This window comes from Cohnella rhizosphaerae (genome assembly GCF_029525575.1).
Lineage (GTDB): Bacteria > Bacillota > Bacilli > Paenibacillales > Paenibacillaceae > Cohnella > Cohnella rhizosphaerae.
In genome coordinates this window covers 1,112,570-1,135,184 of record NZ_JAPDIA010000009.1, presented here as the reverse complement: position 1 = coordinate 1,135,184, position 22,615 = coordinate 1,112,570, and the positions used below count along the sequence as shown (strand labels likewise).

Annotated in this window: 21 protein-coding genes and 7 pseudogenes; 7 read left to right on the top strand and 21 right to left on the bottom strand. The window is 61.5% G+C overall.

Going from position 1 to position 22,615, the window contains the following annotated elements; genetic code table 11:
* Positions 1-3 precede the first annotated feature (3 nt).
* From OMP40_RS39220 to OMP40_RS39200, 6 genes and pseudogenes are all read right to left on the bottom strand, one after another.
* On the bottom strand, positions 4-789 hold the full coding sequence (locus tag OMP40_RS39220) for an ABC transporter ATP-binding protein (protein ID WP_277539621.1): 786 nt from the start codon (positions 787-789) through the stop codon (positions 4-6).
* 175 nt (positions 790-964) lie between these two features.
* Positions 965-1,138 carry a hypothetical protein gene (locus tag OMP40_RS39215; protein WP_277539620.1) on the bottom strand — a complete coding sequence of 58 codons (174 nt, stop codon included), beginning with the start codon at positions 1,136-1,138 and terminating at the stop codon, positions 965-967.
* A gap of 286 nt (positions 1,139-1,424) precedes the next feature.
* The gene (locus OMP40_RS39210) at positions 1,425-2,336 is read right to left on the bottom strand and encodes a helicase-related protein (protein WP_277539618.1); all 912 of its coding nucleotides are present in this window, start codon (positions 2,334-2,336) and stop codon (positions 1,425-1,427) included.
* Positions 2,337-2,358: 22 nt separating this feature from the next.
* Positions 2,359-2,973, bottom strand: a pseudogene (locus tag OMP40_RS42995) (DEAD/DEAH box helicase); the annotation flags it as partial.
* A gap of 40 nt (positions 2,974-3,013) precedes the next feature.
* Positions 3,014-3,791: pseudogene (locus OMP40_RS39205) on the bottom strand (SDR family NAD(P)-dependent oxidoreductase).
* Positions 3,792-4,677: 886 nt separating this feature from the next.
* Positions 4,678-5,136, bottom strand: coding sequence for a chemotaxis protein CheX (locus tag OMP40_RS39200; protein ID WP_277539617.1), 459 nt, complete (start codon positions 5,134-5,136; stop codon positions 4,678-4,680).
* Positions 5,137-5,381: 245 nt separating this feature from the next.
* Here OMP40_RS39200 and OMP40_RS42990 point away from each other — a divergent pair.
* Both OMP40_RS42990 and OMP40_RS39190 read left to right on the top strand, forming a co-directional pair.
* Positions 5,382-5,726, top strand: a pseudogene (locus OMP40_RS42990) (zinc dependent phospholipase C family protein); the annotation flags it as partial.
* Between the two features lie 208 nt (positions 5,727-5,934).
* A complete protein-coding gene (locus tag OMP40_RS39190) occupies positions 5,935-6,324 on the top strand; it encodes a hypothetical protein (RefSeq protein WP_277539615.1) in 390 nt (129 codons plus the stop codon).
* Positions 6,325-6,400: 76 nt separating this feature from the next.
* Here OMP40_RS39190 and OMP40_RS39185 read toward each other — a convergent pair.
* From OMP40_RS39185 to OMP40_RS39165, 6 genes and pseudogenes are all read right to left on the bottom strand, one after another.
* Positions 6,401-7,379 (bottom strand): annotated as a pseudogene (locus OMP40_RS39185) (MFS transporter).
* Entirely contained in the window at positions 7,319-7,669 is a 351-nt protein-coding gene (locus OMP40_RS41010) for a hypothetical protein (RefSeq protein ID WP_338131395.1), read from the bottom strand. Before OMP40_RS41010 ends, OMP40_RS39185 begins: the two are co-directional and overlap by 61 nt.
* Before the next feature lie 74 nt (positions 7,670-7,743).
* Positions 7,744-8,481: a methyl-accepting chemotaxis protein gene (locus OMP40_RS39180; RefSeq protein WP_277539614.1), complete on the bottom strand. Its 738-nt coding sequence runs from the start codon at positions 8,479-8,481 to the stop codon at positions 7,744-7,746.
* A complete protein-coding gene (locus OMP40_RS39175) occupies positions 8,450-9,490 on the bottom strand; it encodes an MCP four helix bundle domain-containing protein (protein WP_277539613.1) in 1,041 nt (346 codons plus the stop codon). Before OMP40_RS39175 ends, OMP40_RS39180 begins: the two co-directional genes overlap by 32 nt.
* 278 nt (positions 9,491-9,768) lie before the next feature.
* On the bottom strand, positions 9,769-10,377 hold the full coding sequence (locus OMP40_RS39170; RefSeq protein WP_277539612.1) for a PadR family transcriptional regulator: 609 nt from the start codon (positions 10,375-10,377) through the stop codon (positions 9,769-9,771).
* Positions 10,378-10,381: 4 nt separating this feature from the next.
* Positions 10,382-11,946, bottom strand: a pseudogene (locus OMP40_RS39165) (MDR family MFS transporter).
* Between the two features lie 205 nt (positions 11,947-12,151).
* On the opposite strand from OMP40_RS39165, the gene OMP40_RS39160 reads away from it, so the two are divergent.
* The 4 genes from OMP40_RS39160 to OMP40_RS39140 all read left to right on the top strand — a co-directional run bounded on the left by OMP40_RS39160 (position 12,152) and on the right by OMP40_RS39140 (position 15,480).
* Positions 12,152-13,054, top strand: coding sequence for a LysR family transcriptional regulator (locus OMP40_RS39160; RefSeq protein ID WP_277539611.1), 903 nt, complete (start codon positions 12,152-12,154; stop codon positions 13,052-13,054).
* A gap of 43 nt (positions 13,055-13,097) precedes the next feature.
* Positions 13,098-13,913 carry a histidinol-phosphatase gene (locus tag OMP40_RS39155; RefSeq protein WP_277539609.1) on the top strand — a complete coding sequence of 272 codons (816 nt, stop codon included), beginning with the start codon at positions 13,098-13,100 and terminating at the stop codon, positions 13,911-13,913.
* Between the two features lie 209 nt (positions 13,914-14,122).
* Positions 14,123-15,082 carry an EamA family transporter gene (locus OMP40_RS43270; RefSeq protein WP_459076933.1) on the top strand — a complete coding sequence of 320 codons (960 nt, stop codon included), beginning with the start codon at positions 14,123-14,125 and terminating at the stop codon, positions 15,080-15,082.
* Between the two features lie 89 nt (positions 15,083-15,171).
* Complete coding sequence (locus OMP40_RS39140) at positions 15,172-15,480, top strand: winged helix-turn-helix transcriptional regulator (RefSeq protein ID WP_277539608.1); 309 nt, start codon at positions 15,172-15,174, stop codon at positions 15,478-15,480.
* A 13-nt stretch (positions 15,481-15,493) separates the two neighbouring features.
* Here OMP40_RS39140 and OMP40_RS39135 read toward each other — a convergent pair whose 3' ends face one another.
* The 9 genes and pseudogenes from OMP40_RS39135 to OMP40_RS39095 form a co-directional block, all read right to left on the bottom strand.
* Entirely contained in the window at positions 15,494-16,372 is an 879-nt protein-coding gene (locus OMP40_RS39135; protein WP_277539607.1) for a sensor domain-containing protein, read from the bottom strand.
* Positions 16,373-16,405: 33 nt separating this feature from the next.
* A complete protein-coding gene (locus tag OMP40_RS39130; protein ID WP_277539606.1) occupies positions 16,406-16,900 on the bottom strand; it encodes a hypothetical protein in 495 nt (164 codons plus the stop codon).
* Positions 16,881-17,438, bottom strand: a complete 558-nt coding sequence (locus tag OMP40_RS39125) for a MauE/DoxX family redox-associated membrane protein (protein ID WP_277539605.1) — start codon at positions 17,436-17,438, stop codon at positions 16,881-16,883. Before OMP40_RS39125 ends, OMP40_RS39130 begins: the two co-directional genes overlap by 20 nt.
* Before the next feature lie 87 nt (positions 17,439-17,525).
* Entirely contained in the window at positions 17,526-17,729 is a 204-nt protein-coding gene (locus tag OMP40_RS39120) for a hypothetical protein (RefSeq protein WP_277539604.1), read from the bottom strand.
* Entirely contained in the window at positions 17,695-18,171 is a 477-nt protein-coding gene (locus tag OMP40_RS39115) for a TlpA family protein disulfide reductase (protein ID WP_277539603.1), read from the bottom strand. Before OMP40_RS39115 ends, OMP40_RS39120 begins: the two co-directional genes overlap by 35 nt.
* A pseudogene (locus OMP40_RS39110) lies at positions 18,168-18,866 on the bottom strand (ATP-binding cassette domain-containing protein); the annotation flags it as partial. The gene OMP40_RS39115 and the pseudogene OMP40_RS39110, both read right to left, overlap by 4 nt.
* Positions 18,754-20,142, bottom strand: a complete 1,389-nt coding sequence (locus OMP40_RS39105) for a hypothetical protein (RefSeq protein ID WP_277539601.1) — start codon at positions 20,140-20,142, stop codon at positions 18,754-18,756. The gene OMP40_RS39105 and the pseudogene OMP40_RS39110, both read right to left, overlap by 113 nt.
* Positions 20,142-20,618, bottom strand: a complete 477-nt coding sequence (locus tag OMP40_RS39100) for a hypothetical protein (protein ID WP_277539600.1) — start codon at positions 20,616-20,618, stop codon at positions 20,142-20,144. Before OMP40_RS39100 ends, OMP40_RS39105 begins: the two co-directional genes overlap by 1 nt.
* Before the next feature lie 244 nt (positions 20,619-20,862).
* The gene (locus OMP40_RS39095) at positions 20,863-21,216 is read right to left on the bottom strand and encodes a TrfB-related DNA-binding protein (RefSeq protein WP_277539599.1); all 354 of its coding nucleotides are present in this window, start codon (positions 21,214-21,216) and stop codon (positions 20,863-20,865) included.
* Between the two features lie 554 nt (positions 21,217-21,770).
* On the opposite strand from OMP40_RS39095, the pseudogene OMP40_RS41000 reads away from it, so the two are divergent.
* Positions 21,771-22,425, top strand: a pseudogene (locus OMP40_RS41000) (M15 family metallopeptidase); the annotation flags it as partial.
* Positions 22,426-22,615: the final 190 nt, after the last annotated feature.

The window sequence follows — 22,615 nt, the reverse complement described above, 5'->3', positions numbered from 1 at the left end:
GGATCAGCCACGGCCGGCGCCTCCTTCCGGCGGCGCGGCCTTCTCGTCGGCTGCCAGAATCAATCGCTCGAACGCGTCGTCCAGCGTATAGTCGCGGCCTCCGGCGTTTGCGGCTTGCTTGACCTCTTCCGGCGTTCCGCCGGCCAGAATGCGTCCCTGATGCAGGACGACGACCCGGTCCGCATTGCGCTCGAGCGCAGGTAAAATATGCGAGCTGAGCAGAATCGCCGATCCGGCCGCTCTCGCCTCGTTAAGCGCCTGGACGAGCGCGCGCGTCGCCAGCGGGTCGAGCCCCAGGAAAGGCTCGTCGATAATGAGCAGCGGCGGGGAGACGAGCAGGGCGTTCATCAGCATGACCTTTTGGCGCATGCCTTTGGACAACGTCCCGGGCAAAGCGCCCATCGCATGCTTCATGCGAAACGTCTCGGCGAGCGCTTCCGTCCTTTGGGCAGCCGTCCGGGCGTCCAGCCCGTAAGCCGTCTCCGTCCAGCGCAAATGCTCGGACACGGTCAAGTTCGGAAATAACGACGGCTGCTCGGGGACGTATGCGCACGACGACCTGTAGCGCTCGCGATCGTCCGCTAGCCGCAGGCCGGCGACCCGCACTTCGCCCGATTGCGGCAGCATCAGCCCCAATACATGCTTGATGGCGGTGCTCTTGCCCGCGCCGTTCAGACCGATCAGGCCCATCATCTCTCCGGGCCGTATATCGAAGCTGACCTCGTGAAGGACGGGCTTGCGCGCGCTGTAGCCGCCTGTCAGCTTGTCTAGCGTTAACGCGGTTGCCATCGGTTCGCAACCTCCTCGGATGGACGGATATCTCTTCATTATAGCGAAGCTGCGGTACGCTTGCATCTCTGCGGGAACGCGGGCAACGACCGGATTGGCGCAAAAACGGAAAAAATGGAAACGGGGCGATGCGGCATGGGCATCCGCATCGCCCCGTTCTTACGGAGGCGGTCCTCTATTCGGTTGGCGGAGCGTTGTTCGCCCGCTTTTCCTTCAGCCAGCGGGGCGCCCCTTTATTTTTGCTGTCGCGCTCCCGATCCTGCTTGACCTTGCCCTTGGCGGCCGGACGCGCGGGCGGCGCTGCCTTGCCGCCGCCTTTGCCGGTCTTTTGCGCGCCTGAGGCTGCCACGTCCCGCCTCGCGGTGCCCGCCTCATTCGCGCCGGCAGCTTGCGTGCGCGCCTGCCCACCGCTCTGCGCGCGAGCCGGTTCGCGCGCGGTTCGCGCCTGCGGCCGCTGTTCGCGTCCATCGACGCCGCCGGCCCGCTTCGCTTCGCCGGCGATCGTCCGCTTCGGTCCGCCGCCGCTCCTCGACTCGGCTCCCGGCCGACCGCCTGCCCGATGCTCGGCTCCGGCTTGGTGTCCAGCGCCCGGCTTCTGCGCACCGGCCTCCGTCGCCGGACCGCCCGGGACGCGCTTATGAGCCGCCGTTCCGCTCGCGCCCCCCCATGCCGCGAGCCTGCGCTGCCCCGCCGCTTTTCGCCTGAACGCTTGGAGCGCCTTTAGCCTGGACGCCTGCGCCGCCTTTCGTCCGGGCGCCAGCCGCTCCTTTCGACTGAAAGCCTGCGCCACCGTTCATTTGCGACCGTTCGCCGGCGTCCGGCAGCAACGCCTCTCGCTTCGCATCGCTCTTCACGGCTTCGAGCTTGCCTCGCGCCAGGCGCCGCTCGCGAATCTCGATGCGCAGCTGCTTGCCAAGCTTGTCCATAATGAACTGCTCCTTGGGCGTCACGATCGTAATCGACGTCCCGCTCCTGCCCATCCGGCCGGTGCGGCCCGCGCGGTGCACGTAATGATCCGCGTCGAGCGCCGGCTCGAACTGCAGTACGAGCGCGAGCTCCTGCACGTCCAGACCGCGTGCGGCCACGTCGGACGCGACCAGCAGCTTCGTTTTCCCCTCGCGGAACTTGCGAAGCACCTCTCCCCGCTCCCGTCCCGGCGTATCTCCGTAGAGCGCATCTACCGCGAAGCCTTCGAACCGCAGCTTGGCGAGCAGCTCGCCGATCCGTTCGATGTCGTTCACGAACAGCAGCGTCGAGGCAGGCTTCAGCGTGCGCACGAGCCGACGCACCAGATCGATCTTGTCCCGCGGGTCGCTGACCAGGTACAGATGCTCGATCGTCTGCGGCAGACCCGGCTCCTGCTCCTGGCGGACGGTCGTCTCCCACGGATCGCGCAGCCATTTGGCCTCGGCGGCTCGCATCGTATCCGAGCGCGTCGCCGACACGAACACCGTCTGCCGGTCTCTGGACGCGCCCTTCAGCACGAATTCGACGTCGCTCTTGCCCCCCAAGCGAAAAGACGCGATCGGTCTCGTCGACGACGACATGGCGGACCGCCTGAAGCGGCAGCTTGCGAAGCGAGGCGACCTCGCGGATTCGGCCCGGCGTGCCGACGACGATCGCCGGCTTGGCCTTCATGCGATCGAGCTGCCGCGACAGCGCCGCGCCCCCGATCAAGGCGACCGTCTTGACGCCCAAGGGCTCGCCGTACTTTTCAGATACGCGCACGATCTGCATCGCCAGCTCCTGCGTCGGCGCGATTACGACGGCCTGCGTTTCGCGCTTGGCAGCGTCCACCTGCTGCAGCAGAGGCAGCAGGTACGCCAGCGTCTTGCCCGACCCCGTCGGGGACCGCAGCACGCCGTCTCTCCCGGCCAGCAGCTCGGGAATGACGCCCGCCTGCACCGAAGTCGGCTCCAGGATGCCCGCCTCGGCAAGCGCGCCGGTCAGCTCCGCCCCGAGCCCGAGATCGCTAAACGTGCGCTTTTCCGCGACTTCGGCGTTTGCTTCGGCCTTTGCTTCGGCGCTTGCGTCAACCTTTTCTTTGGTGCCTGCACCGGGATTTGCTTCGGCGCTTGCTCCAGCTTCAACCGCGGCGCGATTTGGGGCCCCTTTATCCTCGGTCCGTTCCTCGGCTACAGCCTCCTCGCGATCTTGCCCGCGTTCGATCTGCTCTTCCGACATCGTTCATTCTCCTTTGCGGCGGCGCCGATCGGCGCCGTCGTCATTTCTTGTTCAGCAAACGCGCGGCGACGCCCGCCGTCAGCACCGGGAACAGCTGGATCAGCTTCGCGCCGGCCGCCGACACCCACGGCAGATCGCGCTCCGCCTTACCTGTTGCCAGCAGCCGCACCAATGCCTTCGCTACCGTATCCGGCTGCATCAGAAACCGCTTGATATTGCGCTTGTACGTACCTCCAGGATCGGCCCGGTCGAAAAACGGCGTATCGATCGGTCCCGGATTGAGCGCGGAGATCCGGATGCCGCTGCCGCGCAGCTCTTGCCGCAGCGAATTGGTAAAGCCCAACACCGCGTGCTTCGAGGCGGCGTAGCCGGTCGCCTTGGCCGTACCGATCTTGCCCGCGATCGAGGCGACGTTAACGATGTGGCCGGCCCCGGCCCGCTTCATGGAAGGGTACACGGCCTTGCAAAATCGCACCGTACCCATATAGTTGACGTCCATCATCGCTTCAAACCGCGCCAGGTCCGTCTCCTCGAAGGGAAGAAAATCCCCCGTATCCCGCATTGTTCACCAAAGCGTCGATGCGACCGTAGCGCTCGAGCGTCCGCGCGACGGTCTCGTCGACGGAAGCCGCGCTCCGCACGTCGCAGCCGAATACCGCGTGCTCGCCCCGAATGCCGGCCGACACGGCGGCCAGCTTGTCCGCCGAACGGGCGGCCAGCACCGGCACCGCGCCTCGCTCCGCAAGCATCCGAGCCGCCAACGCGCCGATCCCGCTCGAAGCGCCGGTCAAGAGCACGATGCGGCCTCGCAGTTCGATGGAAGACATAGCCATTCCCCCTTCTCCGCCGCCCGCAGGTTCGGTCGTCCGACCGCTGCGGGGCAATTTATCGGCGCCTAAATTTCAAGCAGCGCCCTCCATTTGGTTTGAGCGTAAAATGGCCGCCCGAGGGCTCTTGTTATTCACATTGGCGCATAGTAGCGCGCAGTGGACGGACCAAAGAGCCGTTATTTTTGTTCGAATCGCGATTCGCGGCCCGCTTGCGGACACAGGGGCCGCTATTCGAGGCTGCCGGCCTTTTTTAGGCATGATTCAAGTAAATAACGTCCCTCCAGTCCGCAACATCACGATCTGGACGGTTTTTTACGAAATAGCGTCTCCTGTGTCCGATGCCAGGTGGTCGGGTCCGGTGGTCGGGTCCGGTGGTTGGGTCCGGTGGTCGAGTCCGGTGGTCGGGTCCGGTGGTCGGGTCCGGTGGTCGGGTCCGGTGGTCGGGTCCTGCGGCCGGTGTCGGATATCCTGCATCCGACGCCCGGAATCCGGGCTCGGCGTCCGGCGCCCTGTATCCGATGACAGATGGCCGGCTCCGGGTCCTGTGGCCGAGTCCTGTGGCCGAGTCCTGTGCCCCATGCCCTGCTTCCTGGTGCCCATGCCCTATGTCCGATCCCCCCTGCGCTATTTCCTATGCCAACTGCCCTCTGTCTAACTTGCTTTTAACCGCTGGCCCGCAGGTCTCATTTGCTCCAACCCGCTTGCCTTCCCGAATATGTCGCCGTCAGATTAGCATGTCAAGCCCGTGCTTTCCCCGCGATGATATACGTTCTGAAACGTGAACAAAAAAAGCCCCCTGCGGGGCTTCCTTATTGTAGCATATCGTGCGGTATGGCGATATGACGCGCAGACCGGAGAACCGGAACCGTGCGAATCAAGCGATCAATACCTGAATCTCCATCTCGCCGATCCCGTCCATGATGAGCGGCACCGCCAGCGCGCGGCGGGTCTCCCCGTGGCTCTCCAGCATCGAATGAACGACGCGCGGCGGCGTAATATCGACATGAACGCCCTGGTTGAACAAAATGGTCGATGCGTTGCCGCTGATCATGTTCCCCAATTCGGAGATGGCGCTCTTGCCCATCTCGTCGATCTCCGTAATGGCGAATCCGCCCATCATCGCGGATATGATCTTGAGCGCGACCGATTCGCTCAAACCGAATACGATATCGCCGCTCATATGGCCCGTAAGCCCGATCTGAATCCACACGTGATTGTCCACGAACTGGATGTCCTTCACCGCCAACTGGCCGGTGCTGGGCCGAATTTGAACCATTTGCTCGATGACCATACGGGCCGATTCCAGGAATGGGTTGATATATTCAGCCTTCATTCGCGAGCGATGCCTCCTTGCGAGCCGATTCTGTAACGCCGGAACTCGTTGTCTGCGCGTCATTTCGACAAAATACCGCTTCTCTTGCCTCGTTGCCATCATTATACTTAAATAAGTAGGACAAGTATACTTATTTTCGTTAAATCGCGGTACTTTCGAAGGATAATAGTCCAAAAGACCCTGTCGAAAAACGACTAAAAAACGGAAACTTAGTCGCAGTTCCACAGCACCTATGGAGGATCAGCATGCCAAATTTATGGGCTCACATCCAATTCGGCCGAGAGCTCGCAGAAGCGCTTCGGCTTCCTTATATGACCGAGCCCCCGCAGCGAACCGCCTTTCAGCTCGGCTGCCAAGGTCCCGATTTTTTGTTTTATGACCATTTCCTGCCCTGGCAGCGTTCGCGAACGCCCGCCAACCGTTTGGGTACCCTGCTTCACAACGTTTCGTGCGGGCCTTTTCTGATCGACTTGTTCGACGCGGTCCGCAAGCGCGCGGAAGATGCGGAGGCCGAAGCATATGCTGCGGGCTTCTTGCTGCATCACGTGCTGGACCGGCATGTGCATCCCTATGTATTCAGCCTGTCAGGCTTCGGCAAATGGAAGCATCAGCAGTTCGAGACCGCCATGGATTCGGTCGTCATGTGGCGCCGGGCGGGCATCCATACGGGAAAAACGCCCGTATCGAAGGAGATCGACACGGGCGGCAAGCTGCCCGGAGGCACGGCGAATATTTTGATCGCGCTAACCTGCAAATATTACCCCGGGCTCGCCGGCGAGCTGACCGCCGATAGGCTCGATGCGTCCGTGCGGCAGTTTGCCGCCGCGCAGCGCCTTTTCTTCGATCCCCCGCGGCTGGAAAAGCAAGCTGACGCTCGGGATGCTCGCCCCTTTTTCGCCGCCAAGGACAATCCCCCCTTGGGACGTGCTGAACGCGAGGCGCAGCGGGTGGACCGATCCGGTCGACCGGACGCGGATTCGTCAGGAGAGCGTGTACGATCTATGGGACAGCGCCCTCGAAGACGGCAGCCGGACGCTCGCCGCCGGCCTGCGCTGGCTTGGCGCAAGGAACGACGGCGAAGCCCGGTCAGCGAAGGCCGACTTCGAGTCGCGCGTCGGCAACGTCTCCTACGAGACGGGCCTGCCCTGCGGCAGCGCCTGGATCACGTACGCGGACCCGGTCGTCTGACCGCGAATCGCCGGATCGCCGATTCGTGCTTGCCGGTTCTGCCGAATCGCGTAACGCCGGGCCGCCGGAATTCGCATTACTCCACCGCTTCGCGCCAGCCCTTCTCCAGCTTCACCAGGGCGAGCAGCGCGATGCCGGCGAGGAAAAAGAGGGCGATCGCGAGCAGCGCCGCGCGGCTTGAGCCCGTGAGCACGCCGACGATGCCGAAGACGAGCGGGCCGCCGAAGGAGAAAAAGCGGCTCGTGAAGCTCAGAAAGCCGTTGAATTCCGCGGTGCGCCCCGGCGGGATGAGCCGGCTGTAGATCGCCCGCGACGTCGACTGGGCGCCGCCCTGGACGAGCCCGACGAGCAGCGCGAGCGCGAAGAAATGATATTCGTTCGTCATGAGGTAGCCTAGCACCACGATGATTACGTATACCGACAGCGCGCCGTACAGCATCTTTTTTGCCGCCGATCCGATCCGCCAGCCGTCCGAACAGCCAGGTCGCCGGGAATCCGACGAACTGCGTAAGCAGCAGCGCGCCGATCAACGCGTTTTGATCCAGGCCGATGTCGGTGCCGTAGCTGGTCGCCATGACGATGATCGTATTGATGCCGTCGAAGAAAAACCAGTAAGCGACCATAAACTTGAACAGCTCGGGATAGCGCCGGATGCTGCGGAACGTCTGTCCGAGCCTGGATACGCCCTCGCGCACGCTGTCCGCCGCCGACTTGCCCGGCACGCCCTCCGCTTCGCGCACGCGCCTGAAGAGCGGGATGGAAAATAAGGCCCACCAGACGCCGACCATGGCGAAGGAAACCTGCGAAGCGCCGGCTGAATCCTTGAAGCCGAACGCTTTATAACCGATGATGAGCGCGAGATTGATCGCGAGCAGCACGCCGCCGCCCAGATACCCCATCGCGTAGCCCTTCGCGCTGACGCGCTCACGCATCGCGGGCGAAGCCACGTCGTTGAGCAGCGCATCGTAAAAAGTGCCGCCCATTCCGAAGCCGATCATGCCGACGATGACGAGGGCCGAAGCCGCGAGCCAGTCGCCTTCGCCGATAAACGCCATGCCGATGCACGCCGCCGCGCCAAGCAGCGAGAAAAAAACCGAGAAACCGTTTTTTGCCGCCCGAGCGGTCGGCGATCGCCCCCCAGCAGCGGCGAAAGTACGGCGATGACGATCGCCGCTGCCGTCTGCGTAAACCCCCAATACGACGTGGCTCTGCCGTCCTCCAGCCCGCCAGCCGCGACGCCGGCGTAGTAGATCGGCATGACCGCCGCCATGATCGTCGTCGCAAACGCCGAGTTCGCCCAGTCGTACATCATCCAAGCGCGTATCGCTTTCTTATCGTCCAGCACCGCATCGCCCTCTTCTGTCTGAATTATGCCTCCTCTTCAATTCGACGCGGGCAGGGCGCTTCTCCTTCGTGCCGTTAAAATTGCTGAGCCGGTCGCTCCGCGGACGCTTCCGTATCGCCCAGCTCGAATCTGCCGATCGCGGATCGAAGCTCGGCGGCGAGCAGATTGAGGTCATCGACGGACGCCGCCGCCTCTCTCATCACGCGGCTCTGGCTATCGCTCTCGGCGGACATCTGCTGAATGCCCGCGACGCCTTCTGCCGAAAAAGCGCTGAACAGCTTCATGCTGCCCGCCACGTGCAGGGAGGAATCCATCGCCTCGGTTGAAGAATCGGCGACTTCGGCCAGCTTCTGCATGACGCCGCGGATCGCCCGCTCGATCGCGCGAAACGACTCCGCCGCTTGCCCCGTGCGGTCGACGCCCGTTCGGACGCGCTCCGCTTCCTCATCCATCGCAGACGACGCGCGTCCCGTCTCCTGCTGGATGCTCTTGACCATCTCTGCGATTCGACGGGAAGCGCGCGAGGCGTCGTCCGCCAGCTTGCGGATCTCATCGGACACGACCGCGAAGCCCCGCCCCGCTTCTCCCGCCCGGGCGGCCTCGATCGTCGCGTTCAGAGCAAGCAGATTGGTCTGATTCGCCATCTCTTCGATCGTCGTGACGATGAAGCCGATCTCGTCGGACCTTTCGCCGAGCTCGCGGATCGTCGCCTGCGTCTCGGATACGCTCCGCTGGATCTCCTCCATTTGCCGCATAGCCGCATTTACCGCTTCAAGCCCCTTAGCGCCGGCGGTTGCGGCCTCTTCGGACATCGCCCGGACCTGGCAACTGTCCGATTCGACCCCCGTCAGCAGCGAGGCCATCCTGCCCGTCGCTTCGGTGAGGCCCGTTACCGCGTCGTTTTGCGCCTGGAAGCCCGCGCTGAGCTGCCCCGCGGCGATCGCGATCCGCTCGGCGGCGTCCGAAGAGCTCCCGACGTATCCCTGCATGCGTGCCGACGCGCCGCCTAGCGCCCCCGCGCCGTCGCTCGCCTTGGCCGCGAGCTCCCGGATGCCGGCGATCATGTCGTTGAACGAGCGGGTCAGATCGCCGATCTCGTCCGCGGAGCGATAATCCCCCGCTGACGGTCATATCCCCCGCCGCCGCCCGCTTCATCCATTCTCTCAGCGCGCCGAGCGGCTTCGTAATGGCGCGACTCACAAGCCACGACACGACGCTGAGCAGAACCAGCGCCGCAGCGATCATAGCCACGGTTACATAGCCGTTCATCCGAGCATCGTTTTTGCTTTGCGCGTACATATCGTCCGCAGCTTGCTGCGTCTGCTCGGCCAACGCGGCCAATGCTTCCGTCATTTGTTCGCGCAGATCGTCCGTATCGTCTGCATAGATGGCGTATGCGCCCTCTCCGTCGCCTTGCAGCGCTTGCCCGCCGGCCTTCGCCTGAACGTCGCGATAGGAAGTCAGCAGTTGCTTGTATTCAGCCAGCTCCGACAACATCGCGGAATCCTTTACAGCCGAAGCGTATTGATCGATCAGCGCGTCCGTCCCGCTCAGCAGCTGCTGAATTTTCGAAAGCTTGGCCTGGCGCCCGGCCGCATCCGAAATCAGCATCAGCTCCAGCGTGTAAGCGTCGATCGACCTTTCGTTGGTCTGGATCTGTCGCAGCCAGGAGAGCGGCAGCAGGCTCTCCTTATAGCTGTCCTCCACGTTGCCCGCCATCGTTTGGGTCATTTGATTGCCGCCGATCCCGACGACAAGAATAAAGGCGAGCGCGATGACGATAAGGATGCCGAGCTTGGCCCTCACCTTTAAATTCCTCATAAACCGTTAGTCCTCCCTGTGACCGTATGGATGATCGTTCCAATTGATCTTTCCAATTGATCGTTCGAACGTTATGTACAAGGAATACAATAGCGCGGCCGGCTGAGACGCCTATGAACGCAACCTGAATATGCGCTTAAAACGAATCTGTCGCCGCCTTCGGCACCTCGCGCAGCTCCCCCGCACAAGGCGCTTCGCTTCCGCACGAATCCAAAAAAAAGCCTGCCGTCGCGCTTCAAGGCGCAACCGCAGGCTTCTTTTTGACTTATCCATGATCTTCATTCTTGCAACGGCGGATCGGTGCGCCGATCCTTGGGTACCCACTCGCCCGATGGATCGCGCTCCTGTTCGTAAGCGCCGCTTCGGGCTTCGTCGACGATCGTCTCCAGCCACGACCGCTCCGCGCGCGCGAAGGCGAGCATGCCTTCGATCATCCGCAGCGCGCTCGCCGGAATTCCGCTTCCCTTGACCGCCAGCGTCTGCTCGAGCGAAGCGATGCGGTCCTCGCAGGCGGCAAGCTGCCGCCCGGCGATCTCGGCTACGCGCCCCTGGTCGGCATGGCGCAAAAAGGGCATCGCCATCATCATCGGGTGCTGGGGATACGCCGGCTGCTCGAGTTGGGCATACATCAGCTTGTCGAACTCGCGCCGGCCGGCGTCGTTGATGCGGTAGATCGTCTTGTCCGGACGATGCTCGCCCGGCACGGGGACGGTATGGACGGCTTCGATCAATCCGCCGGCGCGCAGTTGGTCCACCGCATAGTACAGTGAGCCGTCGCGCAGCCTAAACGCATAGTTCCAGTTGCGACCTACCATCGTCTGCCGGATCTCGTACGGATGCCGGTCCTTCTCCATCAGGATGCCGAGGATGAGCAGCTTCATGGACATGGCGTCAGCCTCGCTCCGGCGCGCCCTCCGGGTTGCCCGCATTCGAAGCGCCCGGCTTGCCCGCGTTGGAAGGCGCCATGCGGGCCTTGCCCATCAGCAAGGCGAACACGAACGCCAGCACCGGCAGCAGAGCCGCCCATTGGAAGGTCGTGATGATCGAATCGCCAAGCTCGGCCAGCAGCTTCTGCAGCACTTCCTGCGGGATCTTCATGGCAGCCTGAATCTGCGGATCGAGCAGCGCCTGACCGCTCTTGATCTGTGCCGCCAGCTCGGGGCTCGAGCCCGGCATTGCCAGCACGTCGGATTGGAAGGCGTGCTTCTGGATCGCGCCGAACACGGTGATGCCGAGCGCCGAGCCGATCGTCCGGAAAAAGGTGATCAGCGAGGATGCGGAGCCCTTGTACTGCGGCGGAACGGAGCCGAGCGTCGAAATGTTCAGCAAGGAGAACGACACGCCGATGCCGAGACCTACGACGATCATATACAGCGTGATGATGCCGCGGCCCGTCGTCAAGTCCATCGCGAAGCCGAGCAGCGCCGCGCCGATCGTCAGCACGATCGAGGAGACGACCATCGTCGTCCGGAAGCGGAACTTGCCGGCGACCAGGCCCCCCGATCTGGCTGCTGACGACGACTGCGAGCATCATCGGCGTCAGCACGAGGCTCGTCTGCGTGGCGGTCTTGTGGAAGACGCCCTGGATGAACAGCGGGATGTAAGTCGCGCATGCGATCATGACGCCCCCGTAAAGGAAGCTGATCATCATGCTGCTCGTGAACAGCGACTTCTTGAACAGGCCCAGCGCGATGATCGGATCCTTGGCGAAGCGCTCGGCGAGCAGGAACGATGCGAGCAGCGCGCCGGAGGCGACGAACAGGCCGATCGTCTTGAACGAGTCCCAAGCCCAGCCGTCGGAGCCGCCAAGTTCAAGCGCGAACATGAGGGACAGGACGCCGGCGGTCAGCAGGATCGCGCCGAGCCAGTCGATGACCTGCTTGCGCCGCGCCGCGGATTCATGGTACGCGCGGAGAATAAAGTAAAACGACAAAATTCCGATCGGCACGTTGATGTAAAAAAATCCAGCGCCAGCTGATATTGTCGGTGATGACGGCCCCGAGGATCGGCCCGAATACACTCGACATGCCGAACACGGCGCCGAACAGGCCCATCATCTTGCCCCGCTTCTCCGCCGGGAACAAGTCGAATATAATCGTGAACACGATCGGCATGAGCGCGCCGCCGCCGATCCCCTGGATCGCCCGGTAAATAATGAGCTGGTCCATGTTCTGGGCGGTGCCGCACAGGATCGAGCCCAGCAGGAACAGCGTAACGCCTAGCAGGAAAAACCGCTTGCGTCCGAACATGTCGGACAGCTTGCCGAAGATCGGCGTAGCCACGACCATGGCGATCATGTAGGCGGAGTACACCCAGATGAACTTGTCCAGACCGCCCAGACGCTGGATGATCGTCTTCATCGCGGTCGATACGATCGTCTGGTCGAGCGCGGCCATGAACAGACCGAGCAGAAGGCCGGCGATCGCGAGTTTCACATTGCTTTTTTTCGCATCCATGGCAGGATAGCTCCCTCTTTCTTCATTTCGCAAATTGAAGTTCAAAATCGATTATACTCAAATTTGAGTAAGTTGCAAGGCTTATTCTTTGCTTCATTTCCTTTGCTTACCCGCCGGATTCCTTCTATAATAAATGGAGGTTACAAAAACTTCTTATTCGCGCACTCCTGTCGATAAATTATTCAAATAGGATGGGGTGACAGCCTTGAATATCAACCAATTGGAGACGCTTCTGACGATCTCGAAGACGCTCAGCTTCCGCAAGGCCGGCGAAGCGTTGAACCTGACGCAGCCCGCCGTTTCCGCGCAGATCAAGAGTCTTGAGGACGAGTTCAAGACGATTCTGGTGGATCGCAATCATCCCGTGACGCTTACCGACCGCGGCCAAGTATTTTTGGCGCATGCCCAGCGTATCTTATCGATCGTCGAAGAGCTCAAGCAGAAGCTGTCCGATCTGGATCAGAATCCCCAAGGACATATCGTGCTCGGCACGACGACCTCCATCGCGATGCAGATTCTTCCGCGGGTTCTTTCTTATTTTCAGAACCAGTATCCGCTCATTAAGACGACGATCCACACGATGCCTTCCTCCCAGGTGCTGACCAGCGTGGAAAACGGGTTCGTCGACATCGGCATCGGCTACCTGGCGGAGCGTAGCGCGCAAGTGGAAACATCGGTGCTCTACTACGATACCTTCGAGCTCGTCGTTGCCCCGGGCCACCCGCTCGCAGCCCGCAATCGCGTCACCGTGGGCATGCTGAGAGACGTCCCCATGATTCTGCTGTCTCCCGATACGCTCGGCCGCAGGTTCGTCGACCGCATCTTCAGAGAGCATCACATCGAGCCGAATCCCGTCATGGTGCTCAGCAGCAGCGAGGAAGTCAAGCGGATGGTGGAGCTCAATCTCGGCGCTGCGATCGTGTCCAAACTGTCGATCGCAACCGAGCTGAGACGAGGCTCCCTGAAGATGATCGCGGTCGAAGAGCTCGAGGTCAGCCATCCCGTCGGCGTCATCACCAAGTCCGGGCGATATGTCAGTCACGCGATGAAGCAGTTTCTGAACGACCTGAAGGGCATGCCGGAAGACCAATTCACCGGCAGCGAATAAGGATAAATATAAAGGTAGGTCGATCTCGAGGAGGCGGAATCCTATGGAAAAATTCGATTTGCACACGCATCACGAGCGCTGCGGACATGCTTCCGGCGTCATCGAGGACTATATCGAAGCCGCGATCCGGGCGGGCATGACGGCGATCGGAATATCGGATCATTCCCCTTACTTCGCCAGGGAAGAAGACCGTTATCAACCCGGCATCGCGATGGCGAAAAGCGAATTTCCGAACTACGTCGCCGAGGTGCTGCGCCTGAAGGAGAAATACGAGGACCGGATCGAGGTGCTGCTCGGCGTCGAATCCGACTACTTTCCGGAAAGCGTCGAGATCTACAGGGCGGCTTACGCGCCTTATCCGTTCGATTATCTGATCGGCTCGGTCCATCAGACCCGCGGCGTCAGCATCTTTAACCGCAACCGGTGGAAGCAGCTCGACGAATCGGAATACATGGCCGAGAAAAAGCTGTACTACAAGCTCATCGCCGAGTCGGCGAACGCCGGGATGTTTCAGGTGCTCGGCCATATCGACGCGATGAAGGCCTACTACCCCGCATTCTCCGACATACGCGGCGCCGAGGACGATATCGACGAAGCGCTGAGGGCGGTCGCGGCGAACGATATCGCCCTGGAAATCAACACGAGCGGCAGCACCAAGGACGTCGGCGGCTGGTACCCGTCGGACGCCATTCTCGAGCGGGCGCTGCACTTCGGCGCGGACGTGACGTTCGGCTCGGACGCCCATATTCCGGAGCGGGTCGGCGACGATTGGGCGCAAGTGCGCAGCCGGCTGAAGGAGATCGGCTTTAAGCGCTGGGTTTATTTCCGGCAGAAGCAAAAGGTCGTCGTACCGCTGTAATAAGTGCCCGTCCTGTGGCCGCCTTTGCGCGGCAAGGACAAAAAAAAGAGGCCCGCCACCGCTGGCGGGCCTTCAAAGATATGAAAAAGGGGGTCTTGGTCGTTATTGTAACCGACGTCCAAGACATGCCGGTAACAACAATGTTGCAATTGTGTTACAAAGACGAGATCTTTATCGAATCGCGCTAACCGCAGGAGGGATCAGGTCGCTTGCATTGGTTTGCCGTCGCCGTTCTCAGCGCGCTCGCCTTCGGTCTGGCCGGCTTCTTCATGAAGGCGAGCCAGATGCGCGGCGGCGCGCTGTCTTCGCTATTAATCGGTCTGTATGCCTCAGGCACCGCCGGATTCTGGATTCAAGCGCTGCTGACGCGCACCTGGCAGCCGCTCGATTGGCGCGTTTGGTCCGCCGGCGCGGTCATCGGCCTCGGCTCAGCCTGGGGCAACCTGCTGTTCATGCGAGCGATCGCGCGCGGGCCCGCCAGCCTCGTCTCTCCGCTCACGAACGCGAATATCGTGATCGTGATGGCCGCGGGCATTCTCTTGTTCGACGAGACGCCGCACGCGACCGGCCTCCTCGGCGCCCTGTGGCTGCTGACGGGCATCGCGCTATTATCGCTGCGGCGGCCGCGCGGATCTGCAGGCAGCGAGGCCGCTGCCTCTAAACCGATATCAATCGGACGCAGCTGGTACCCGCTCGCGCTGGCCGCGATGGGCCTGTTCGTGCTGCGCAACGGCGGCTTGAAGGTGACGGACCGCATCGGGCTGGATAGCGCCAGCGTGCTCTGGGCCGGCTATTTGCTTTCCTTGGTATGCTTTTTGGCGGTCGCACGGCTCACAGAAGGAAACGAACGCCACGCTCCCGGTTCGCGAACGGGCACCGCCGTTCACGCAAGCTCCCGCGCCGCCGTCACCGGCTTCCGATGGGGGGCTGGCCGCCGGCGCGTTTTCCTACGGCGGACTGCAGCTTTATGCCGTCGCGCTGGCCCGCGGTCCGGCGCACCTCGTCGCGCCCATATTTGCGGCCAACAGCCTCGTGGTCGTGATTCTCTCGCTCGCCGTTTATCGCGAACGGCTGTCTGTCCCTCAGATTGCGGCCTTGATTTGTTTGTTAGGAGGCCTTGTATTGATCCGCATTTAATCGCGGCTGATCGTGTCAAATCCCACAACTAACTTTTATTTAGTAATATACAAATATATTGTTCCTTCTATTCATTTAGAGAACATTATGTTAAAATAAAGGGACGAAAGGGGTGAGCCGCATGGACTACTCCAGAATGTGCCCTAAATACGAGCATGCCGCCGAACTGCTCGGCAAGAAATGGACGGGACTGATCGTTCGCGTGTTGATGGGCGGTCCCAAGCGCTTCAAGGACATGAAGGAGCAAATTCCGGACATGAGCGACAAGATGCTCACGGATCGCATGAAAGAGCTTGAATCGAGCGGACTCGTCAAGCGTACCGTATATCCGGAGATGCCGGTGCGCATCGAATATGAACTGACGGACAAAGGCCGGGATCTGGAGGACGTCATCGAGTCCATCCAGAGCTGGGGAGAAAAGTGGATGTAGGTTCATCGTCGCATCAAAAAAGGAGAGCAGCTCCGAATCCGGCATTCCCGGCGGAGCTGCTCTCCTTTTTTTCTTTTTTTACGCTGCGCGTCAATGGGCCTGCGGCGTCTGGGCATGCCGCGCATCTTCGTCGTACCTGCTGATCGCCGCTTCCGCGCGGGCCAGCCAATCCCCCCGATGCTTCGGCGACGGGCACGGCTGGCGCATGAACCGGCAGGCTCGCGGCCGGGGGCGGCGCAATCTCGGACGGGCCTGCGAAGAAACTGAGCCAAGCGGCGTAGACGCGGCCGCAAGCCCGAAGCAGCGCCGGGACGAACAGCATCAGGACGACGCCGATCCCGGAGACGACGAGCGATCGTTCGAACGGCGACAGCGGCGGAAGCAGCATCCGCATCGTCGCGTCGTCGTACATAACGAAGCCGTACAAGTAGTCGCTCACTTTGTAGGCGGCTGGCGCCAGCATAACCGCGAAGACGGACAAAGGCACCGTCAGCGAGATGACGAATAGCGCGATGCGGAGCGGGAAACCGAGCAGTTGGTGCGCGGCCGCGCGATAACCGAGCGGATTGCCCAGCGACCGGAACCAAATTTTCCAGGAGGAGCGGACCGCGCCCGGCGATTCGCTCTCCGGCACGTGCGCGGCGCCCGAAGGCTCGTCCTGCGTTCGGCCGCCTTCCTGCCACGCCGACCAGCGTCGTTGCTCGCGCTTCATGCGAGCGGCGCTCCAGGCGAGCGTGCCCGCCAGTATCGGGATGCCGACGCCGACGATCGCCAGGCTCAGACCGAGCGCCACGCCGGTCAGCGTCACGACAAAAGCGGTCACGCCGAGCGGCAGCAGACCGAGCTGCAGCTTCCAGGCTGCATAAGCGCTTGCGCGCGGAATGGATTTCATAGGAATACAACCTCGCTTTCCGAACCGTTTGCTTCATTGTAGCAGGCGGTCCGAAGCGGCATCAGCGGCTGCGGAAGGGGATGAGACCCCGACCTTCGGCCAGGCCGTACCCAGCCTCTCCATATAAGGCAGCAGCTCATGGACAAGCTCAAAGCGCCGTCGTTTTCGAATCACGAGGTAAGTGCCCTCCTTCAGCGCCCCCTTACCGAACGGCAACACGTCCATTCCGCTTACCGGTCTGCGCCAAGCCGCGCTTTTCAACGCCGCCAGCCAGGCCGGGCCGGCCAAGACGATATGCCAGCTCCGCGGCGCCTCCCGGACTCGGGCGGCAAACTGCGACTCCTCGCCCCGCTGCGGCTGCACGACGAGCACGGCTTCCGGCTCGAAGCCGGCATCGGCGGCCGCCCGCGCGAATAGCTCGCGCAGCATGCGATGCCGCTTTTTTGCGGACCGGCGGTACGTTAGCCATGTCCCGACGGCAATCAAGCCGGCCAGCGCCGCGATCGCCTTATCCGGGAGCACGTTCATCTCCAGCCCTCCATTCCCCTGTTTCATTTTGAAGCTTGAACGTCTCCAGCAGCCAAACCGTCGACGCGACGACCAGCGCGAACGCCGCCAAGCCCGCCCCTGAAGGAGCGGGCCGCTCCGCGATCCAAGCGGCGGCCGCGACCGCGACGAATAATACGTTGCGCAGCATCGGGCGCCGGCTTAGCGGATGATTCGCGCCGAAGCAACCGCATTCGGCCGCGCCTGCCATTTCGTTTTTTTTATTTGCGGCCAGATGGCGGCGCCGGCTTAATCCTGTCAGCCCCAGCAGTACGATGATTGCCGCCGGCTCTTTGACGCCCTCCAGCGTGCCGCCTTTCGCAAAAGCGGCCGCTAGGACCCACTCCAAAGCCAGCGCCGCCCACGCTGCCGCAGGCACAAGGTTCGCCGGCATCAGCCCGTAGGCTTTGATTTCCATGCGCATATCCGTCATCGTTTGCGCCTTGCCCCACGCCGAAGCGGCAAAAACGACGGCGAGCGCGCAGTCGCACAGCCAAGCGGCCTCGTATTCCCAGTTCATCGCGTTGAATGCTCCTCTCGGCAAAGATGTGCTGGCAAAAGACAAGAAGCCGGGCTGATCGCCCGGCTCCCGTCTGCCGGCGCGCCGTTAAACGCAGCAGCCGCCTTGCTGATCGCAGTTCACGTACGATACATTGTACGGCACGATCGTGTTGGTGCATTGGATCGTCTTGTTGATCCAGTATTCCTTCGGGTACGTCGTTCCGTTCGCGGAGCACGTTTTAGCCACGCAGTACGTGTACTGCGGAATTTCGCCGTCAAGGATGTAGTTCGTCGGGCATGTGCAAGCCATGTTCATCACCTCCTTTCAGCAGCAGACCGTCGGCCAGCCGCCTGATTTCGCCGTCGTCGTGAACGGCGGCGGCGCGAGCCACCTTGCCGTCGCCGATCTCGATGATGGCCAGCGGGTAAGTCCGCACGCCTAACGCACCGTGCATGTCTCCCGCGTTCACGGGGAAAACGGGGAACGTCCATTTAAAGTAGTCCGACATCCCGCGAACGTCGCGCGGGTCTCCCGCAACGAACAGCAGCAAGCGATATTCGGGAAGGGCAGCGTTCGCTTGCGCCAGTTGCGGAAACAGCTCGATGCAGTCTGCGCAGTGAAGCGAGGCGAACAGGAGGAGCCGCGGCTCACCGTTCGGTCCCGGCGCGCCTGCCCTCGCGAGATCCGGAATCGCCGCGCCTTGCCGCGGGACGATCGGCGTTCTCTCGCCGGAATTCAATCTCAAGCTCATCGCGATCCGCTCCTTAAAGTCGTTAGTCGGTCGTGCAGCGCCTCCTGCTCGGACCAAACGCGGGCGTACCGCCCGCCGAGCGCCAGCAGCGCTTCGTGGTTGCCTTCCTCGACGAGTCGTCCCGCGTCCATGACCCAGATCCGGTCCGCCCGTCTGGCCAACGCGACGCGGTGCGTTACGAGCAGCACGGTCTTGTCCGCGAACAGCCGCCAGATCCCGTCCATCGCGGCGGACTCGCTAAGCGGATCCAGCGCCGACGTAGGCTCGTCCAGCACGACCAGATCGGCGTCGGGATGCAGGAACAGCCTCGACAAGGCGAGCTTCTGCCACTGCCCGCCCGACAAATAAATCGCGCTTGCGTCCATCTGGCCGAGCGGCGTATCCGGTCCGCGTCCTTGCGCCAGGTCGCCCAGCCCTGCGGCCGTCAGCGCGCTGCGCAGCCTTGCGTCGTCCTGCAGCGCATCGGCATGCCCGGCGGCCATGTTCTCGCGTACCGTGCCTTGATAGCGGACGAAATCCTGGAAAAGCACCTGAACACGTTCGAACATGCGGTTTCTGTCCATCTCCCCTATGGGCACGCCGTCATAGCGAACCGGATCGCCGTCGGGCACGTACAGGCCGAGCACGATCTTGAGCAAAGTGGACTTGCCCGAGCCGTTGCCGCCCAGAATGGCGATTTTTTCTCCCCTGCGTATTTGTCGCTCCCCCGATCTCCAGCGCCGGCTTGTCCCGGTTCGGATAAAAATATCGGAGCGCCGGGAGCTCGATTGCCTTGGCCAAAGCAAACGGCTTGTCCGAGTCGCTTCCGCTTCGGCTTCCGCTGTCTCTTCGACTTCCGCTGTCTCTTCGACTTCCGCTGTCTCTTCGACTTCCGCTGTCTCTTCGACTTCCGCTGTCTCTTCGACTTCCGCTGTCTCTTCCGCCACCTTGCGGCCCCGCGAAGCGCTTTGCGCCGGCTTCCGGCGCATGACCTCCAACCGCAGTCTTCTTGAAATCCCGCGAGCGCAACGCCGGCGCCCCTGTTCCGGACAGATACGCGTGCGTCTCCGCGACGCCGGCCCAGCTCTGAAGGACCGAAGACAGGTTCGAGGAGATCAGGCTCATCGCCATCGTGACCGCCATGAAGTCGCCAGCTCCCAACCCGCGCTCGCGGACGGTCAACGCTGCGAAGCATGCGGCTGCCGCGTACCCCGCGACGGATATCGTCTCGCCGGCGAAGCCCGCCGACAGCTGCATCCGTTGAATGCGGGATAGAATGCCGTCGGAAATTCGCTTCGCGGACAGCCACCGGTCTTTGAAATAATCGCGCGACCTGTAGACCGTCAACTCCTTCTGCGATGCCGATCCGGTCAACAGACCGTAGAGGTAAGACGGACGAACCGATGCGCGGTGAAGCTCCGCATTCAACATCGCTTTGCGATTGACGAGCATGAGATGAAGTCCGCCCTTCAGACAGCCGGCTACGAATGCCAGCGCGCCGATGGCGGGATGCACGCCCGACAAGTAACGGAATCCGAGCATCGCCGTCGCCAGCTTCGCTAGCAGCTGAGCGACCTGCGAATACAGCTCGAACGGCTTGGTAGCCGCGAATCGCCGCATGGCGAGCCGCTCCTCGTACTGCGGATGCTCCTGCTCCGCAAGCGTGAGCGCTCCGTTTTCTTCGATCAACCGCAATTCGCAGGCGTTAGCGTAGGCCAACTGCATCCGCGACGTTCGGTAAGCGGAGATCGCGTTCAGTCCCGCGCCGGACAATTGAAGGCATGCGAGCGTTGCAAGCGGGAATAGGAATGCCTGGCCGTCGCCACCGACCGCGGTATTGATCAGTTGCGCAGTAAAAGCAAGCGTCCAATAGGACTGCAACGCGCTGCCGGCCAGCACGGCGAAGGAGAGCAGCACGCCCGCTTTGTCAAATCGGTAGATCCGCCATGCGGACGCGAACGCATCCGACGCGATGCGCGCGATTTTGCGCATTAGACCGAGGATCCGGCGGCCCGGCCGTTCGCGCCCAACGAGCGGACGTGGGCGATCGCGTCCAGCGTCGTATTGAACAAGCCCGATCCGACCGCGACGCCTTCGCGATCCAGCACGATCATGAAGGGGATCACCTTGATCGGCGTTCGATCGGCGACGGCGGAGATCTCGCAACGCTCGACGCGGCACGGAAAGGGAGCAAGCTCCTTGACGAGCAATTCATAATCCGCGTCGTCCGCCTCCGCGAGGAGCAAGTAGTCCAGTTCGGGCCGTTCTTCCATGAATCCGACCGCCGCATCCAGGTCGCAAGCCTCGCAGCCCGCGCTCATGACGAACACGACGGCGCCCGAAGCCGTATGCCGAAGCCAGGACAAGTCGGTCTCCTCATTGCCGCTTTTTAACGCGAGACGTTCGGGGAACCTCGTCCCCTTGGGATACTCCGGGGCGCTGCCGCGCATAAATTTGCGAAATTCCATTGTCCGACCTTCTCTCCTCAACTGATTTTTCAGCGGCATAGACGGTTTGTGGCTCGGCACATCTGCCGATCGCCGCTATCTCATCCGCTTTTAGACGGATCAGCTCCAGCAATTCAAGCCTCAGCGCCTGCTTTGCCTCGTCCCGCGGCATGCGCATGAAGCGCGAAAGCGTGTCGATCTCCTCTTCGAAAAAAATCGATAATTCTCAGCTTGGCGACCTGATCTCCGCATCCGGCCGCTTGCACTAATAGGCGGAGCTGCTCATTTGTCGGCGAAGCGCCGCGACCGCTCGTTGTTTGCATTTGTTCACCGCCTGTTGCGTAATGCCCAGTTCGCGCGATATCTCGCGCTCCGTTTTACCGTCCACGATCAACTTCTGCATGACGGTTCTGCTCGGATACGATGGAATCGCCAGCAGCACTTGCTGCACGAAAATCATGGAAATCGCCTGTTCCGCAGGCTCGCTCCTATCGGCGCGATCCGCTGCTGGAATCGCAAGCTCCCGGTTAATTCGGGATCGGTTGCGATATTGCATGCGCCAGGCAGCCCGCGTCAGCCTCTGTCTGAACTCCGCGAACAAGGTTGATTCGTCTTCCATTCCAATCCTCCTTTCATCGCACCGTATTCCTTCTCACCTATGTAGGAGCCTGACATTCCCATTATACAACCAGAACAAGAACGTTTGTTCTCTTTATTTTTATAAAAATGATAGCCTCGAGGTCGAATTTGTTCGTCCATTTGCGGACTTTGTCGAAACAAATCTAGCGCTATGAACGTCTAATCAATAGAATCGGGAGGGATACAGAAATGAAAATAGGAAGATGGTTGATCGCGGGCGCCGTCGTCGCGGTCGTTATATGGAAAGCGGACGATATTATAGGTACGGATAAGCAGCAAAGCGCCGCGCCGCCGACCGTCACGGAGACCGCATCCGCCTCGTCCCCGGCGGGCTCGGGCGATTCGGGCGCGACCGATGCGACGGATAGTCCTTCGCCTTCGGCTGCGGCATCGTCTGAAAATGCTTCCCCATCGCCGTCTGAGGAAGCTGATCCTTCCGAGTCGGCGGCGGCAACGCCCGAAGCGTCCGAGAAGCCTTCGAATGCTGCAGATGAGCCCGAGGATCATGGCGATTCGGACAGCCTGGACGCACTGCTTCGGCTGAATGCGCCGGACAAGACCATCGAAGTCGGCAAAAATGGCGTAGCCACCGTGACGAATCCGGAAAGCATGCTCGTTCTCGTCAATAAGAAGCGGGAGCTCTCCTCCGCATATGCGCCTGACGATCTGGTCAAGCCGGATGTCGAATTTTCGTTTTCCGGCGATTCGCCCAAGCAGAAAATGAGGAAAACCGCCGCGAACGCGCTTGAAAAGCTGTTCGCTGGCGCAAAGAAAGACGGGATTACATTAAAAGCCGTCTCCGGCTACCGCTCCTACGCGACCCAAAAATCGATTTTCACCCGAAACGCGGATTTGAAGGGCGAAGAAGTCGCGAACCGCACGAGCGCCAGACCCGGACAAAGCGAGCACCAAACCGGCCTCGCGATGGACGTCTCCAGCGCAAGCGCCAACTACGAGCTGGAGCAAAAGTTCGGTCAGACGAAAGAAGGCAAATGGCTGGCCGCCCACTGCGCAGAATACGGCTTCATCATCCGATTCCTCAAAAGGGGAAGAAGACGTGACGGGTTACTCGTACGAGCCTTGGCACGTACGCTACGTCGGCAAGGACGCAGCCAAACAGATCATGAAGCAAGGCGTCACGCTCGAAGCCTACCTCGAAGCCGCCGCAAACGGCGCGACCAAAGCTTAACCTAATATGGAAAGAACGTTCGCGATCGCGGGCGTTCTTTTTTTTAATTAGGATAAGTGGTACCACATGACGGCGATTTGACGCATTGTAACGATATCCCCTTCGGTCAGGACAGGCGATTTTAATTCGTTTACACGATATCCCCTTCGGTCAGGGAAAATACAATTTGTCGAATTTAAACAATATCCCC

Bases quoted from the DNA above. Each gene is read 5' to 3' on its own strand.
- OMP40_RS39210 (WP_277539618.1), bottom strand. From the start codon at position 2,336: ATGTCGTCGTCGACGAGACCGATCGCGTCTTTTCGCTTGGGGGGCAAG.
- OMP40_RS39130 (WP_277539606.1), bottom strand. From the start codon at position 16,900: ATGAACGTGCTCCCGGATAAGGCGATCGCGGCGCTGGCCGGCTTGATT.
- OMP40_RS39095 (WP_277539599.1), bottom strand. From the start codon at position 21,216: ATGGAAGACGAATCAACCTTGTTCGCGGAGTTCAGACAGAGGCTGACG.
- OMP40_RS39175 (WP_277539613.1), bottom strand. From the start codon at position 9,490: ATGAGGAATTTAAAGGTGAGGGCCAAGCTCGGCATCCTTATCGTCATC.
- OMP40_RS39100 (WP_277539600.1), bottom strand. From the start codon at position 20,618: ATGGAATTTCGCAAATTTATGCGCGGCAGCGCCCCGGAGTATCCCAAG.
- OMP40_RS39115 (WP_277539603.1), bottom strand. From the start codon at position 18,171: ATGAGCTTGAGATTGAATTCCGGCGAGAGAACGCCGATCGTCCCGCGG.
- OMP40_RS39170 (WP_277539612.1), bottom strand. From the start codon at position 10,377: ATGTCCATGAAGCTGCTCATCCTCGGCATCCTGATGGAGAAGGACCGG.
- OMP40_RS39135 (WP_277539607.1), bottom strand. From the start codon at position 16,372: ATGAAATCCATTCCGCGCGCAAGCGCTTATGCAGCCTGGAAGCTGCAG.
- OMP40_RS39220 (WP_277539621.1), bottom strand. From the start codon at position 789: ATGGCAACCGCGTTAACGCTAGACAAGCTGACAGGCGGCTACAGCGCG.
- OMP40_RS39105 (WP_277539601.1), bottom strand. From the start codon at position 20,142: ATGCGCAAAATCGCGCGCATCGCGTCGGATGCGTTCGCGTCCGCATGG.
- OMP40_RS39180 (WP_277539614.1), bottom strand. From the start codon at position 8,481: ATGTCCGAAGAGGCCGCAACCGCCGGCGCTAAGGGGCTTGAAGCGGTA.
- OMP40_RS39155 (WP_277539609.1), top strand. From the start codon at position 13,098: ATGGAAAAATTCGATTTGCACACGCATCACGAGCGCTGCGGACATGCT.
- OMP40_RS39125 (WP_277539605.1), bottom strand. From the start codon at position 17,438: ATGAACTGGGAATACGAGGCCGCTTGGCTGTGCGACTGCGCGCTCGCC.
- OMP40_RS39190 (WP_277539615.1), top strand. From the start codon at position 5,935: ATGCGTCCGTGCGGCAGTTTGCCGCCGCGCAGCGCCTTTTCTTCGATC.
- OMP40_RS39140 (WP_277539608.1), top strand. From the start codon at position 15,172: ATGGACTACTCCAGAATGTGCCCTAAATACGAGCATGCCGCCGAACTG.
- OMP40_RS39120 (WP_277539604.1), bottom strand. From the start codon at position 17,729: ATGGCTTGCACATGCCCGACGAACTACATCCTTGACGGCGAAATTCCG.
- OMP40_RS39200 (WP_277539617.1), bottom strand. From the start codon at position 5,136: ATGAAGGCTGAATATATCAACCCATTCCTGGAATCGGCCCGTATGGTC.